Source organism: Spongiactinospora sp. 9N601, from assembly GCF_044326295.1.
GTDB classification, from domain to species: domain Bacteria; phylum Actinomycetota; class Actinomycetes; order Streptosporangiales; family Streptosporangiaceae; genus Spongiactinospora; species Spongiactinospora gelatinilytica.
In genome coordinates this window covers 301490-315726 of record NZ_JBIRBB010000010.1, presented here as the reverse complement: position 1 = coordinate 315726, position 14237 = coordinate 301490, and the positions used below count along the sequence as shown (strand labels likewise).

Genomic DNA, 14237 nt, shown 5'->3' with positions numbered 1-14237 from the left:
AACGGAAAACTCCTCAGAGTTCGCCATGCGGGGCCCACGTCAAGAGGTCTCGCCCCGTACGGCGTTGCCGTCGCCGTCAGCGGCGTCGGCACAGGGGCCCTGCTCCGCCTGCTCGGCCGCCGCCTCACCGACCAACTCGCCCACCAGTTCCCCGCTCAGATCCCCCACGGGGTCGTCCATCACGTCGCCTGGCAGCTCGCCGATCGGGGCCGCGGCCGGGGCGGAGGAAGCGGCCAGTGGCGCGGCGGGCAGGCAGGTGCGGTTGCGGCCCAGCTCTTTAGCCCGGTAAAGGGCCAGGTCGGCGGCGGCCAGAAGGTCGAGCAGATCGTCGCCGTGCACATTGCTGATCGCCACACCGACCGACACGGTCACCGTGATCACCTCATGGTCTGTCGGCACGGCCATGCAACCGATCCGCAGCCGCAGCCGCTCGGCGACGCGCCGCGCCTCCGCCGTGTCGGCTCCGGGCAGCAGGACCACGAACTCCTCGCCGCCGAACCGCCCCACGACGTCGTACTCGCGCAACTGCCCGCGCAGCACGGCCGCCACCTCGATCAGCACCTGGTCGCCCACCAGGTGGCCGTACTGGTCGTTGACCCGCTTGAAGTGGTCGATGTCGATGATGAGCAGCCCCAGCGTGTCGCCGGTACGGCGGGCGCGGACGATCTCCGTGTCGGCCTCCCGCTGCCAGGTGGCGGCGTTGAGCAGTCCGGTCTTGGGGTCGGTACGGGCCGCCGCCTGCAACTGGGCGTGCAGCAGGCTGCGCTGGAGCAGCACCACCGGCGGAAGCGTCAGCACGAGCAACGCCACATTGAGCCCACAGGCCAGGCCGACCAGCACGCCAAGGCACAGCTCCACGCCGTCGAGCAGCAGGCTCTCCCTGTTCCACAGCACCGCGCGCCACCCCATGTCGGGATCGGCGAGGTGGGCGGCGACCGCGATCAACGCCGTGTTGATCACGGTGAACAGCAGCGCGGACACCACGGCCATCCCGAGCGCCGCCGGCGCGGCCGCGCGCAACTCCGACAACTCCTCGACGTTGCCGTGGAACACGAGCGACGCCGTCAGCCCTGCCAGGCCGATCGCCGCGCTGCTGCACACCCGCCGGTAGATCACCGTCTGGCGGACTCGCGTCTGCAGCAGAATCTGCAGCGGGATGGGCGCGAGCAACGCGTAGAACGGCGGGAGGAGCAGTGCGACCGGTAACCACCATGCCGACAGAAGGTCCCGGGACACGCCGGCGGGCATCCCGAGCCGTCTGCTGGCCTCGATGCAGACGGCCCCACAGGCCATCAACGCGGCGAAGGTCGCCACATCGACCCATCGGATGATGGTCTCGGACCCGAAGAAGGCGGTCCCGGCCACATGCAGGACTACGATCCCGCACAGGTAGACGACCAGCGGCCATCGCTGCCCGAGCAGAGGCCATCGGTCGGCCAACGCCGAGACACCGCCGTCACGAGCCTTTGCCGAGACATGACGTGTCGTCGCCACGTCATTCCCCCTTCCCTGACTCACGATGTGTAACACACTAATTGCGGAGTGTGCGATGCGCGAGGCAAACAGACACGTTCGTCGAGCACTTCTCTGGAAGGGGGCCGCTGACGAGCGAAAAAACGGGTCAATCAAATCTCGGCACAGCCGCCACTTTCAAACCAGACGCCGCTCCCGAAGCCGAAGTACCGCCCCGACCGGGCCCCCTGACGCCAAGGCGAGGCCCACCCGGCGGCCGTAGGCAGGCATGGGGCAGACGCCCACAGTAGCCACCGGGGCAAGACACCCCCCTCACCCACCACGCGCAGAGCCAAAGCATGACCACGCCCGCTCTCGCCCCCTGGCAACACCCCACCCCCGCCATCACCAGGACCGCACGGACTGACATCAAGCCCACCCCACACCCCCAGCAACATCACCAGCAACCACCGCCACAACCCAACCCCCACCCCTCCCACAACCCCACCCCGAGACAGCCACCACCGCCCCACCACACCACACCATCCAGTACCGCATGGACTGACATCGAGCCCGACCGACACCCCAGCAACTACCGCGCCACCACCGCCACAGCCGAATCCCGATCCCTCCCACAGCCTCAACCCCCGCCCCTGGGCCAGCCACTACCTTCGACGACACCACGCCATCGCCAAGGGCACTCGCCGGCCACCACAGAAGCTGAGCTCAGCCGTCCCCCCGGCCTCAGCCCACCTCGGCGCGCATCACGTTCTCTCAACGACCTCGCTGACCCCACTGCGCCAGAACCACACCCCGCCCTTCCCCACCCTCGGCGACATCACGACTCCCCCACCGCAAGCACCGCGCATGCGGGCCTCCGACGGAACCGAGCCTCAGCCACAAGCAGGTCCCATCAGCCCCGTCGCCCTCCACCTTCCCGTGACTGAGGGCCCCCTCGTTGGCAGTCACACCATCAAGACCGCACTGGCCCCACCTGAACCGGACGACCTCCCCCATCGCCGGGCACCGCGCGGGCCATCGTCAGAATCGGGCCGGACCCAGCCCCCGCTGAAGAGGACCGCTCGCTATCGCTGCACGGCGGATCGACAGCTCGGTGAACCGGGTGCCCCTCCCCCACCCCACCGGGAACGGGCTGGCAGCAGCGCCAGCGCCTCCCCCGGAACGGGCCGCAGGCCGCACAGGCCGTCGGCGTCGGCCGACATCAACGCCTCGGCCATGGTCTTCACCATGGAGCGCAACATGTCGGGGTCATCGGTCTGTAGTTGCTGCGCGAGCCACTGCGGGTGGGCACACTGCTGTCTGCGGCCATCGTCGTTCTCCTTCGATCTTGATGTGAGCATTCGAAGGATCACGCGATGGCCGACTTCATGTCGTGCCGCCGCGCTTGTGACCTGGTCAAACTCGTACACCACTTCCGTGGACGCAACCTCGCGGCGGGGATCACCAAGACCTGCCACGTCACCGTCCATGCCACCGGTCGGGGCCCGATGAGACCCCGGGGCACCTCAGGCGTCCCCACCCCCTATTGCACCCAACCAAGAACTGCATGAGACCTATGGCACCCGAGTCACTTACCGCGCTGCGGCACGTCGGCCCCGCCAACACGCATCAGCGCGCACGCCAGGTGCATGAGCCTCACCAACGGCCGACGGTGTGTCCTCCTGCGGAGTGGGACGCGTGGCCTTGCCGGATCGGCATGTCCTTCGCGAGCCGGACCGAGTCACGGCCGATCGCTCCGCCTATCCGCCTCCCCAGAAGCGGACAGCGACGAGAAGCACGCCGAAGGCGACGTTCCCGACCGCGGTCACCCATGCCCACCAGGTGAAGCGCCAACCGGTCCCGCCCTCCTTGCGCCTGAACCCCAGCGCGGTGATCACCGCAAGGAAGACGATCACGATCCCTAACACGATGGTCATCCAGTCGGCCAGCACCTGTCGGGTCACGCTCATCCTCCTTGTCCACGCCTACGGCGCGCCGCCGAGCAGCCACCATGGTGGCGCGACCGATCCGGGACTGCTCCCGGGTCGCACCTGGCCTCCAGTCGCCCCTGCGGGACAGGACCGGAACGTCACCGACGTCCAAGCCTCGGAGCAGAGCCGGGCGCCACCCGAAGGTGCCCAGGCACAGAAACGGCCGATCTTCGCCTGGTTTAATGGCGGCATGTCGCCGCCCATAATGCTAATCCGCAGCCGTTTCTCGTACCGCCTTGATGCTACCGACATACATAAGCCGGATGATCGAGCATAGATACGCTCCATAGCCTCATACATTGTTATCAAAAACCGAGCCGTAGCAGGCGATATCGCAAAGCGCCGAAGAGGCGACACTTTTCCCTACGGGCCACAAAATCCAGTAGTGCCCATTCGAAATGATTTCCAGCGAATATAGGCGTTCTCGGCGGAGGTGACCCCAAAATCCCCCTCAAAACCCTCGGATTGCACCTAACCACCCGATCAGAGGCGATCATCGCGCCGAACACCCGCAGGCGGAAGCCTCACGTGGACACCAGCACCTCGATCGCACCTCCCTTCTGTGCTGCGACTAGTCCCGTAGATGCGTGATATTGGCATTGACTCCCGAACAAACCGCCCATACGGGCAGATCGCCGCACACCAGTCACCAGAAGCCACACCACAGTGCGCATACGCGGACATGAAGGGCGACCTTGATCGAGAGCCATGCACCGGCAGCAGGAGGCATGGGCAGAATGAGATGGGAAGCCGATATTGCCACCTCCTTGACCGCGTGTCCGCTTAAGCACTTCGCTTCCCGGATCGCCTTATTGGTGTGGCGCTGGTTCCGGCACCTGATGGGACGTGGTGAAGCTGGACATGGAAATCAATAGCTCTGTACGGGTTGGTCCGTTCCCGGTCGAGAAGGCCGGTCCCCAGTCGGGAAGATCGCCACGGAGGCTGATGAGGACCGGCCGCCCGTGTGGTCAGGCAGCCGCTACCTCCTCGGCGGCGGCCTTGCGGGTTGCGGACGTAGTGGTCGAGGCAGCGCGCGTGGCCTTGGTCGTACGGCGGCGCGGCCGTGTCGTACCTGAGGCCGGCTGATCCGTTGCGCTGGCCTTCGACCGCGTAGTCGCCGCCTTGGCGGTGCCTACCGGGTCAGACGCCCCAGGGGGTGATACAGACCCGACGGCCGGCTCCGCCGAGATCGACGATCGTGCCGAGCCATCGGCCTGCGGTATCGAGTCCAACGAGAGCTGCGATCCGGCATCCGCTGACGCGGGGGCAGTGCTACCAGGATGCGATGGCGAAGCTGAGGGCAGTTCAGCTCCAGCCGGGGCCGACGCCGAGCCAGCAGCCGATCCCACCGACGCTGAGGACGGTCCCGGGCGGCCAGGCCCTGCCGCCGGGCGGCCATCAGAGGCCGTCCCCGACCCCGGAGCCGATGCCGCCCCCGTCACAGTTACATCCGGCGCTGAACCGCCCACCGATCCTGCGGGCACCGATCCCTCCGAAGGGAGATCATCGCCCCCGGGGGCCGACGCCGAACCGGCAGCCGATCCCATCGACATCGCGGAACGCAAGGAGTCGGCGAGCGACGACACCGGAGCCGTTAGCGGGTCGGGGACAGCCAGATCTGGTACCCGATCAGCCGCCGACGCCGACGCCGACGCCGACGCTGATGCTGAACGCGGATCAAGGCTTCCTGGGGCGAGCGCCGCACCAGCGGCAGATCCCATCGGCGCTGGAGAAGGTCCCGGATGGGCGGCCGGTGGAGCCGCCCCGGAAGCTGACAACGGGTCGGACAGGGCCGTGGCCGAGACCGAATCCGCTGGCAGTGACGAGCGGAATGGGCTGACGACCGATGAATCCGACCCAGACGGTGGCAGTGAACCAGGAGCCGCTGGTTCCATCGCTGGCCACGTAGGGGGCGAGCCAGCGCCAGATGAGACCGACGTCAGTGATGACACGGGGCGGGGTGCTGCCGGGCCAGGCATCGAATTGGGGGCTGAACCCGCCGCCAGTGGCGGCGGCGCCGAGCCGGCAGCCGATGGAACCGATGTCGGCTGCGAAAACGAGACAGGAGCCAATCTGCCCGGCACCGTACCTGTCGGCAGCGGCACGGGAAGCGGATCGACAACAGCCGAATCCGGGGCTGAACCCGCCGCCAGCGGCACAGAAGCCGAACCAGCGGCCGATGAACCCGGTGTCGACGGCCACAACGGGTCAGCAACCGGCACCGAAGCCCTCGGCAGCGGCGTGGGGGGCGGATCGGCAACAGCCGAGGCCGAGGCCGACTCAGGCCCCACCCCGGACGGCGCAGGAGGCGGACCAGGGAGCGATGACACCGACGCTGGCCGCGGCGACGGGCCAGGAGCCGTTGGCGGCAGCGGTGAGGGGAAAGCCGCCGCAGTGGGAGGGGGGTTGAGGGGCGTCGAGGTGGAGGGGGTTGATGAAGGCGGGGAGACGAAGGGGGACGGCGGTGTCGTCATTGGCGGTGGGTTGAGGGGGTGCACCGCCGAAGTGGAGGGCGCGGCGGAAGGGGGCGGAGAAGAGTAGGCGACGGACGCTGACGGCGCTGTCGGTATTGGCGGCGGGTAGGCGGCGACGCTGGGTGAGGGCGATGACGACGGACTGGGTGGCGACACAGCCGAAGGAGAGGAGGCCGATGAAGACAGAGAGACGGTCGGGGACAGCGGTGTCGATATCGGCGGCGGGGACGAGGCGGCGATAGGCGGCGGACTGAGCAGCGACGCAGCCGAAGAGGCGAGGCCCGACGAGGCAGAGGAGACCGCTGCTGACGACGGTGTCGCTATTGGTGGCAGGGGCGGGGCGGCGATAGGCGGCGGACTGAGCAGCGACGCAGCCGAAGGGGCGAGGGCCGAGGAGGCACAGGAGACCGCTGCTGACAGCGGTGTCGGTAGTGGTGGCGGGGAGGAGACGGTGGTGCTGGGTGACTGCGATGACGGCGGATTGGCGGGCGGCACAGCCGAAGAAGAGGAGGCCGATGAAAACAGAGAGACAGATGGGGGCGGCGGCGTCGCTATCGGTGACGGGGACGAGGCGGCGATAGGCGGCGGACTGAGCAGCGACGCAGCCGAAGGGGCGAGGGCCGAGGCGGCACAGGAGACCGCTGCTGACGACGGTGTCGGTAGTGGTGGTGGTGGGGAGGAGACGGTGGTGTTGGGTGACTGTGCTGTTGGTGGGTTGGGGGGCGGCACAGCCGACGGAGAGGGGGCCGATGAAGACAGAGAGACGGTCGGGGGTGGCGGCGTCGATATCGGTGACGGGGACGAGGCGGCGATAGGCGGCGGATTTAGTGGCGGCGGAGGCGAAGGGGTGGGGGTCGGGGGAGGAGAGGATACCGCTGGTGATGGCGGTGTTGGTGGTGGGGATGGGGTGGTGGTGTTGGGTGAGTGCGCTGTTGGTGGGTTGGGAAGGGGGGCAGGCGAAGTGGAGGGGGTGGTGGAAGGGGGTGAAGAGAGGGGGTTGGGGGGGACGGTGGTGAAGGTCCGGTCTTGGGGGGTGCGGTTGAGGGAGTCGCGGGCCTCGGGGTCGAGGGTTGGGGCGGGGCCGAGGCGAGGGGGTTTGCTGAAGGTGCCGATGCCCCAGCGGAGGTCGTGGCCTAGTGAGGTGGCCTCGACCTCGGCCATGAAGCGGCGCTCGCCCTCGGGGCCGAACTCGCGGATGCGCAGGCGGCCCTGGACGACGACCGGCTGGCCCATGCGGATGGACTGGGCGACGTTGTCGGCGAGGGCGCGCCGGCAGCGGACGGCGAAGAAGATCTTTTCGCCGTCGCGCCACTCGGAGGTGCGTTTGTCGAAGTAGCGGCTGGTGGTGCAGACGCGCAGTGAGGTCACCCGGGAACCGTCGGAGAAGGTGTACAGGCGTGGGGCCGCGACCACGTGGCCGTTGATGGTGACCTGAATGTCATTCATGAGGATGCCTCCTGGATGGCGGGCCTCATGCCCGCCCTACGGCAACCACGGTGGCCCAGACGGCTTGGGCGAGGAGCGGCCGAATGCCGTTCTGTGGATGAACAGACCCCACGCCGCCCGCTTGTGGATAACTGTTCGGGCCGACCCCAAGGGGAAACCGATAGGGAATCGTCACCCTAGGCGATGGTTGGTGACTGTTCGCAAGGGAGACCTAATCAGGCGCATACCGAAGCGGACGAGGAGAGGTCAATGACGACCCGTAGACGGCTTCCTCGACTGGCGGTGGCGTCGGCCGCGGCGATGATCACGCTGTGCCTAGCGGTGACCGGCACCATGAGCGGCACCCCCGCCATCGCCACCCCCAGGGCAGGAACCTCCATGGCCGGAACCTCCACGGCAGGCACGCCGGGCCGCGGGGACTGGCCGATGTGGCAGCAGAGCCCGTGGGGCCTGCGGCACAACGCGGCCGAGCGCGACATCACCCCCCGCAACGTCGCCGGCCTGGAACTCAAATGGGCCTTCACCTACCCGACGGCCGCGGGCAACCCGCGCAGCCAGCCCGCCGTCGTCGGTGACACCGTCTACTTCGGCTCCCCCGAAGGCAAGATGTACGCGAAGGACGCCGCGACCGGCGCCCCCAAGTGGGAGTTCGACCTGGCCACGGTCGGCCAGGGAGAGGTCAAGGTGCAAGACGGCCCCGCCGTCGCCAGGGGCAAGGTCTTCTTCGGCGACACCCGCGGCTACTTCTACGCCCTGGACCAGCGCACCGGCAGGCTCGCCTGGTCCCGGAGGCTGGATGACACGCTGTCGGCCGAGGTGACCAGTTCCCCCCTGGTCCACGGAGATCGGGTCTACGTGGGCGTCGCCAGCGGGGAGTTCACCTTGGGCAAGGACCACGACTGCTGCCGGTTCCGCGGCCACCTCAACGCCCTGGACGCCGACACCGGCGAGCAGGTGTGGCGGTTCTACACCACCCCCGAGCCGGTCAAGGTCGGCACCTGGCCGAACGGCAGGACCCGCTACGCCCCTTCGGGCGGCGGCGTGTGGAGCAGTCCCGCCATCGACCCGGCCACCCGCACGGTCTACGTCGGCACCGGCCAGAACTACACCGGCAGCGCCGGACACTACGACTCCGTGCTGGCCATCGACGCCGACACCGGACGCCCCCGCTGGACCCGCAAGATGACCGACGTGGACACCTGGCGCCTCGAATGCCTCTATCCCGCGCCGGGAGACCCCGGATACTGCCCCAACCTGCCCGACGGCACCGCCCTCGACTTCGACCTCGGGGCCGCGCCCAACCTGTTCAGAGCCGGTGGGCGTGCCCTGGTCGGGATCGGCCAGAAGTCCGGCGTGTATCACGTGCTGGACGCGCGCACCGGGCGGATCGTGTGGCAGCGGGCGCTCGCCGTCCCACGGCCCGGGGGAGCGAGCGGGATTCCCTGGGGCTCCAGCCATGACGGCGAACGGCTCTACGTGGCCACCAACATGGCCGAACCGGGCACGCTGTTCGCCCTCGACCCGGCCACCGGCCGCCTGCTGTGGAGGACGCCCAACCCGGCCGACGGCTGCACCACCGGCGGCGCGGCGCAGTACCCGGACATCTGCCGGCTCGGTCACACCCCGGCCGTCTCCAGCACCCCCGGACTGGTGTGGGAGGGCAGCACGGACGGCAAGATCCGCGCCTACTCGGCGGAGACCGGCGAGGTGCTGTGGGCGTACGACACGATGCAGGTCGTCCAGGGGGTGAACGGGCTGACCGGCCGCGGCGGGCAGATCGCCGCGGCCGGCGGGGTCGTGGTCGCGCACGGCATGCTGTACGTCCAGTCCGGCTACGGCCCCTGGCCCCTGCCCACCTACCCGAACCCGTACGGCGCGGTCTTCATGGCCTTCGGCCCCCGCTGACACCCGTACGACAGCTATGGTTCAAGGCTGCGAAGGGCCTCGTAGAAGTCGTGGTGGCGGCGCAGCTCGTGTTCCACCGGGGCGATGACCAGGCTTTCCGACAGGGCGGCGACGCGGCGGCGCATCTCGCGTTCGACGTGTTCGCGTTCCTTGCCCGCGGCCAGGACCACGAAGTTGCGGGCGGCCACGGCGGACAGGACGCCGAGGCCGAGGGCGGAGACCATGATCAGGCCGACCCATGGGAGGGTGCTCGCATCGGACAGGGCGCCGAGGGCGGACGGGGGCGCGCCCGCGCCCAGCTCGCCGTACGCGAGGCTCGCACCGCACCAGGCCAGGCCCGCGACGAAGATCACGACCAGCAGCCACTGCCACAGTTGCAGCAGCCGCCAGGAGCCGGGGACGCGGTCCAGGCGCGGGGCGATGAGGGAGAGTTCGTCGGCCATCGCGCGCGGGATGTCCCGCACGTGCGAGCGCGCGGCCTGTCGTACGCGGCTGCGCCACGACTCGTGCATGCCCGCCGACAGCCCGTCGGCCAGTGCCTGGACGGCGTTGTCCACCTCGGCGGGCTGGGCGCTAACCTCGCCGCCCGGCACGCCGCCGATCTCGGCGCGCAGCTCGCCCAGCCGGAGGTTCTTGAGCGGGTCGCCCTGCAGCCGGGCGGCCCAGCGGGCGTACGGCCAGCCGACCCAGGTCGCCGAGCGGGCCGCGTAGACGTTCTCCATGGCCTCGCCGATGGCCGGGACGCCGATGGCGTCGCACAGCGCGTCGGTCAGCCCCACCCGGCGGGCGGCGTCGACCGTGGCCGGGCTCGCGGCCGGGTCGCTCTCCGGCAAAAGCTCGTTCATGGCGCGCGTGACCCGCTCGACGTCGGCCTCCAGGCGCTGGATCGCGGCCCTGCGCCGGGAGACGGTGTCGGCGAGCACGGCCTTGAGGTCTTCCGAGCCGCGCGGGACCACCGCGGAGGTGGCGACCACGCGGGGGTTGTTGACGCCTTCCTTCTCCAGCAGCCGGGTGAGGTCGGCGACGCACTCGGTCAGCTCTTCCGGGGTCAGCCGGTCGGCGTGGTTGAGCGCGTAGACGGTGACCGCGTCGTGGCCGGACAGTTCGGCGATGTAGCGCAGGTGGGTGGAGGCGTCCGCGTACTTCTGCGGGTCGAGCACCCACACCACCAGGTCGGCGACGCCGATGAGCCGGTCGGCCTCGTGGTCGGTGAGCGCGCGGATGGAGTCGTGGTCGGGCAGGTCGAGCAGGATCAGGCCGTGCAGGTGCCCGTCGCCCTTGTCCAGCGCGCTGGCCCGGGCGAAGCGGTGCCGCCACTCGATCTGCAGCCAGTCCAGCAGCGGGCCGGCGCCTTCCAGGCCCCACACGCACGCGTGGGTGCGGGCCGTGGTGGGCCGGCGTACGCCGATGGGCGACAGTTCGAGCCCCGAGACGGAGTTGAACAGCGAGGACTTGCCGCTGCCGGTGCCGCCCGCGAGCGCGACCACGGTGTGCTCGGAGGACAGCTTCAGCCGGTCGCCCGCGCGCAGCAGGACCTGCGTCGCGTCTTCGAGCAGTCCGGGATCGACCGTGCCCGCGCCGAGTTCGACCAGGCGGGACAGGGCGGCCAGGCGGGAGCCGAGGCCGGGCCTGGCGCGTCCGCCGCCCGCGGGGATCGAGGGTGTGCCGGTGGTAGCAGTGCTCATCGTGCGGCCTCAAGGTTGTACGTCGCCTGGTACAAACGTGACGCGGCGGTCTCGTCGGGGATGCCCGCGCCGTCCAGTGCCCTGGCGTAGCGCAGCGTCTCCTCGTCGAACAATGTGTTGATCCTCGCCCGCAGGTCGTTGCGGGCCTTGACGCTGATGTTGCGCAGCGACTCGGCGCCGAGCAGGGCACGCAGCAGCCGCTGCGGCATCGGGCCGGGACCGCCCTCGATCTCGGGCATGCCGTACCCGAGTAAGCCCACGGTGAAGACCAGGCCGAGCGACTCCTCGTCGAAGGAGGTGGTCTTGGCGACCGTCCGCTTCGTCACGCCCTCCTTGCGGATCATCGCGACGAGGTGGTCCTGCCAGGCGGTGATGGCCCGCCCGGTGCGGCGCGCGAGATCGTCGGTGGCGTCGCCGAGGCCGGGGGTGGCGGCCAGCCGTTCGCCGTGCGGGCCGCGAACGGCCCAGCGCCCGGCCACGCCCTCCGCGGCGCGCTGCGCGGAAGAGATGACCACGGCCTCCAGTCCGGCCCGCAGCGCGGACTTCAGCGCGCGCTGCCGTTCGGGGGCCTGCCGGGCGGCCTTGCCGCCGAACCTGCCGGGCTTGCGCATGCTGAGCGTGCGCACCAGGTCGCCGGAGCCGGTGAAGTCCTGCCAGCGGGCCAGGACCTCGCCGCGCATCAGCGCGCCGTTCCGGGTGACCTCGTCGATCTCGGCGAGCGCGCCGCTGTAGGCGTCGTCGACGTCGGCGCGCAGCCCGGCGCGGAAGGCGACCTGGGTCTCCACGTGGCGGGCGAGGGCCGGGACGCGGGTGCGGAAGCTGTCCAGGACGGTGCCCAGCATGGCGCGCACGGCCTGCTCGCGCCGCTCCTCGTCCACCGACAGACCGGTCAGCCACATCCGCAGCTCGGCGATCTCGGTCTCCGGCAGCCGTCCGTCCTCGACCGCGCACTCGCTGATGACGAAGCGGTCGGCGTCGCCCAGGCCGTACTCGGTGAGCATCCGGACGAAGTGCTTGACCACGACCTCGCGCGCCCGCGGGGGCACCCGCGAAAGGACGATGGCCAGCCGTGCGCCACGCTCCTTGGCCATCCGCAGCAGCCGCCAGGCGGGCGCGTCGGCGTAGCGGGCGGCGGTGGTGACGAAGATCCACAGGTCGGCGGCGTCCAGCATGCGCTGCGCCACGTCATGGTGAGTCTCCCGCACGGAGTCGATGTCGGGGCTGTCGAGCAGCGCGATGCCCTGCGGCAGCCGCTCGCTGGAGGCCACGACGAGGTCGCCGGGGCCGGTGTCGGGGCCGGGGGCCTCGACTCTGGTGAGCCCGCCGAGCAGACCGCCCTGGTCGAACCGGCCGCGGTCGTAGGGGTGGCAGGCGAGCACGGGGGTGCCGGTGGTGGGACGGCGTACGCCCGTCGCGCTGACCTTGGCCCCGGCCAGCGAGTTGACCAGGGTGGACTTGCCCGCGCCGGTGGACCCGGCGACGACCACGAGGGCCGGGGCGGTGCTCATCCGCACCCGGGGCACGACGTAGTTGTCGAGCTGGGCGATGATCTCCTCGCGCGCCTTGGCGGCCTCCTGCGCGCCCGGGGCGTTCGCGCCGAAGCGCAGGCCGGCGATGGTCTCCTTGAGGGAGCCGAGGGCCGCGGCGAGGACTTCGGCCGCCTCGTCGGGCAGCGGGATCTCCTTCTCGGAGCCGGTGGGGCCGGTGGGGCCGGTGGGGTCGGCTGGGCCGCCGGGATCGACGCCGGAGGCGGCGGCCCACACGTCGCCCCATGAGCCCGCCCCGCCGGTCTCGTCAGCCTCGTCCGAGGCGGCACCGTCGTCGGGGGCCTCGGCGGGATCGCCGGTCTCGGCGCCCTGCGCTCCCGGGTCCGGCTCGTCGTCGCGGATCGGCCGGAAGGACACGGTCTGCTCGCCGACGTTCTCCGGCTCGGCCGTCTCGGGCACGCCGGAGTCGTCGTCGGCGGAGTCCCCGAGCCCGGGGGGCCTGTTGGCTGCTGACTTCACGGAATCCGCTCCGCTCGAACCATCTCGACCTCCTGCCCGACCTTCACGACATCGCCGACGAGCACGATCGCCGGCGGCCGTATTCCAGCCGCGGTCACGCGCTCGGCCACAGTGGACAGTGTGGCGAAAAGAGCGCGCTGCGTCGGAAGAGTACCGTCCTGTACCACCATTACGGGAGTTTCCGGCGAACGTCCTTCTTGTTGCAATGCGTCGGCTACGTCGCGGATTCGTTCGACGGCCATCATCAGCACCAGCGTTCCGCCCGACCTCGCCATCGCCGCCCAGTCCACCGTGGAGCGCGGGTCGCCCGGCGGGACGTGCACGGAGATCACGTGAAACTCCTGGCTGACCCCCCGATGGGTGACCGGCACGCCCGCGGCCCCGGGCACCGCGACGGCGCTGGTGATGCCGGGGACGACGGTCACCGGGATGCCCGCGCGGGCGCAGGCCAGCATCTCCTCCCCGCCCCTGCCGAAGACGAACGGGTCGCCGCCCTTGAGCCGGACCACGAACTTCCCGGCGCGGGCGCGCTCGACCAGCAGCTCGTTGATCTTCTCCTGAGCCAGCGCCCGGCCGTAGGGGATCTTGGCGGCGTCGATCAGCTCCACATCGGCAGGCAGTTCGTCGAGCAGCACGCGGGGCGCGAGCCGGTCGGCCACCACCACGTCGGCCTGGGACAGGAGCTGCCGCCCGCGCACGGTGATGAGCCCCGGGTCGCCGGGGCCGCCACCGACCAGCGCGACGCCGACGGGCTTGGTACGGCTGCGCCGGGCGTCGACCGTGCCGTCGCGCAGCGCCCCGGTCACCGCGTCCCTGATGCCGGCGGCCCGGCGCGGGTCGCCGCCGGCGGTGACCGCGACGGTGATCTCGCCGACCCTGCCGGAGGCGGGAGTCCAGGCGGCGGAGGCGTCTCTGTCGTCGGCGCGGACGCACCACACGCGTTTGGCCTCCGCCTCGGCCGCCACGGCGGTGTTCACCGGGCGGTCGTCGGTGCAGGCGTGCACGAGCCAGGCGCCGTCGCAGTCGCCCACCGCGTACGGCCTGGCCAGCCAGGTCACCCGCCCGGCGGCGATCAGGTCGTCCAGCGCCGGCGTGACGCTCGGGGACACCAGCGTGACCTCGGCGCCGGCCTCGATCAGGGCGGGAATGCGCCGCTGGGCGACCCGGCCCCCGCCCACGACGAGCACCCGCCGCCCGGAGAGGCGAAGACCGAGCAGGTAGGGGGACATGGCGGCCGATCTCCCATTCGCGAGACTTGCATGTTAGGAGGTAAACCTA

Annotated in this window: 8 protein-coding genes and 1 pseudogene; 1 reads left to right on the top strand and 8 read right to left on the bottom strand. The window is 70.4% G+C overall.

Annotated elements, in window-relative coordinates; all coding sequences use genetic code 11:
• Positions 1-39: 39 nt before the first annotated feature.
• The 5 genes and pseudogenes from ACH34R_RS25405 to ACH34R_RS25385 all read right to left on the bottom strand — a co-directional run.
• Positions 40-1440 carry a GGDEF domain-containing protein gene (locus ACH34R_RS25405; RefSeq protein WP_397564015.1) on the bottom strand — a complete coding sequence of 467 codons (1401 nt, stop codon included), beginning with the start codon at positions 1438-1440 and terminating at the stop codon, positions 40-42.
• A gap of 1097 nt (positions 1441-2537) precedes the next feature.
• Positions 2538-2942: a hypothetical protein gene (locus ACH34R_RS25400; RefSeq protein ID WP_397564014.1), complete on the bottom strand. Its 405-nt coding sequence runs from the start codon at positions 2940-2942 to the stop codon at positions 2538-2540.
• Positions 2943-3212: 270 nt separating this feature from the next.
• The gene (locus ACH34R_RS25395; RefSeq protein ID WP_397564013.1) at positions 3213-3416 is read right to left on the bottom strand and encodes a hypothetical protein; all 204 of its coding nucleotides are present in this window, start codon (positions 3414-3416) and stop codon (positions 3213-3215) included.
• 1704 nt (positions 3417-5120) lie between these two features.
• Positions 5121-5645: a hypothetical protein gene (locus ACH34R_RS25390; protein WP_397564012.1), complete on the bottom strand. Its 525-nt coding sequence runs from the start codon at positions 5643-5645 to the stop codon at positions 5121-5123.
• Positions 5646-7063: 1418 nt separating this feature from the next.
• Positions 7064-7363, bottom strand: a pseudogene (locus ACH34R_RS25385) (single-stranded DNA-binding protein); the annotation flags it as partial.
• 249 nt (positions 7364-7612) lie between these two features.
• Between ACH34R_RS25385 and ACH34R_RS25380 the strand changes: the two are divergent.
• Entirely contained in the window at positions 7613-9268 is a 1656-nt protein-coding gene (locus ACH34R_RS25380) for a PQQ-binding-like beta-propeller repeat protein (protein ID WP_397564011.1), read from the top strand.
• 14 nt (positions 9269-9282) lie between these two features.
• Here the strand turns inward: ACH34R_RS25380 and ACH34R_RS25375 are convergent, their stop codons facing one another.
• The 3 genes from ACH34R_RS25375 to cobA are packed head-to-tail and all read right to left on the bottom strand — an operon-like array spanning position 9283 to position 14188.
• Positions 9283-10953 carry an ABC transporter gene (locus ACH34R_RS25375; protein ID WP_397564010.1) on the bottom strand — a complete coding sequence of 557 codons (1671 nt, stop codon included), beginning with the start codon at positions 10951-10953 and terminating at the stop codon, positions 9283-9285.
• Positions 10950-12959: an AAA family ATPase gene (locus tag ACH34R_RS25370; RefSeq protein WP_397564009.1), complete on the bottom strand. Its 2010-nt coding sequence runs from the start codon at positions 12957-12959 to the stop codon at positions 10950-10952. Before ACH34R_RS25370 ends, ACH34R_RS25375 begins: the two co-directional genes overlap by 4 nt.
• Positions 12956-14188, bottom strand: a complete 1233-nt coding sequence (gene cobA, locus ACH34R_RS25365) for a uroporphyrinogen-III C-methyltransferase (RefSeq protein WP_397564008.1) — start codon at positions 14186-14188, stop codon at positions 12956-12958. The genes ACH34R_RS25370 and cobA overlap by 4 nt, the downstream gene beginning before the upstream one ends.
• Positions 14189-14237: the final 49 nt, after the last annotated feature.

Bases quoted from the DNA above. Each gene is read 5' to 3' on its own strand.
- ACH34R_RS25400 (WP_397564014.1), bottom strand. From the start codon at position 2,942: ATGGACGGTGACGTGGCAGGTCTTGGTGATCCCCGCCGCGAGGTTGCG.
- ACH34R_RS25380 (WP_397564011.1), top strand. From the start codon at position 7,613: ATGACGACCCGTAGACGGCTTCCTCGACTGGCGGTGGCGTCGGCCGCG.
- ACH34R_RS25375 (WP_397564010.1), bottom strand. From the start codon at position 10,953: ATGAGCACTGCTACCACCGGCACACCCTCGATCCCCGCGGGCGGCGGA.
- cobA (WP_397564008.1), bottom strand. From the start codon at position 14,188: ATGTCCCCCTACCTGCTCGGTCTTCGCCTCTCCGGGCGGCGGGTGCTC.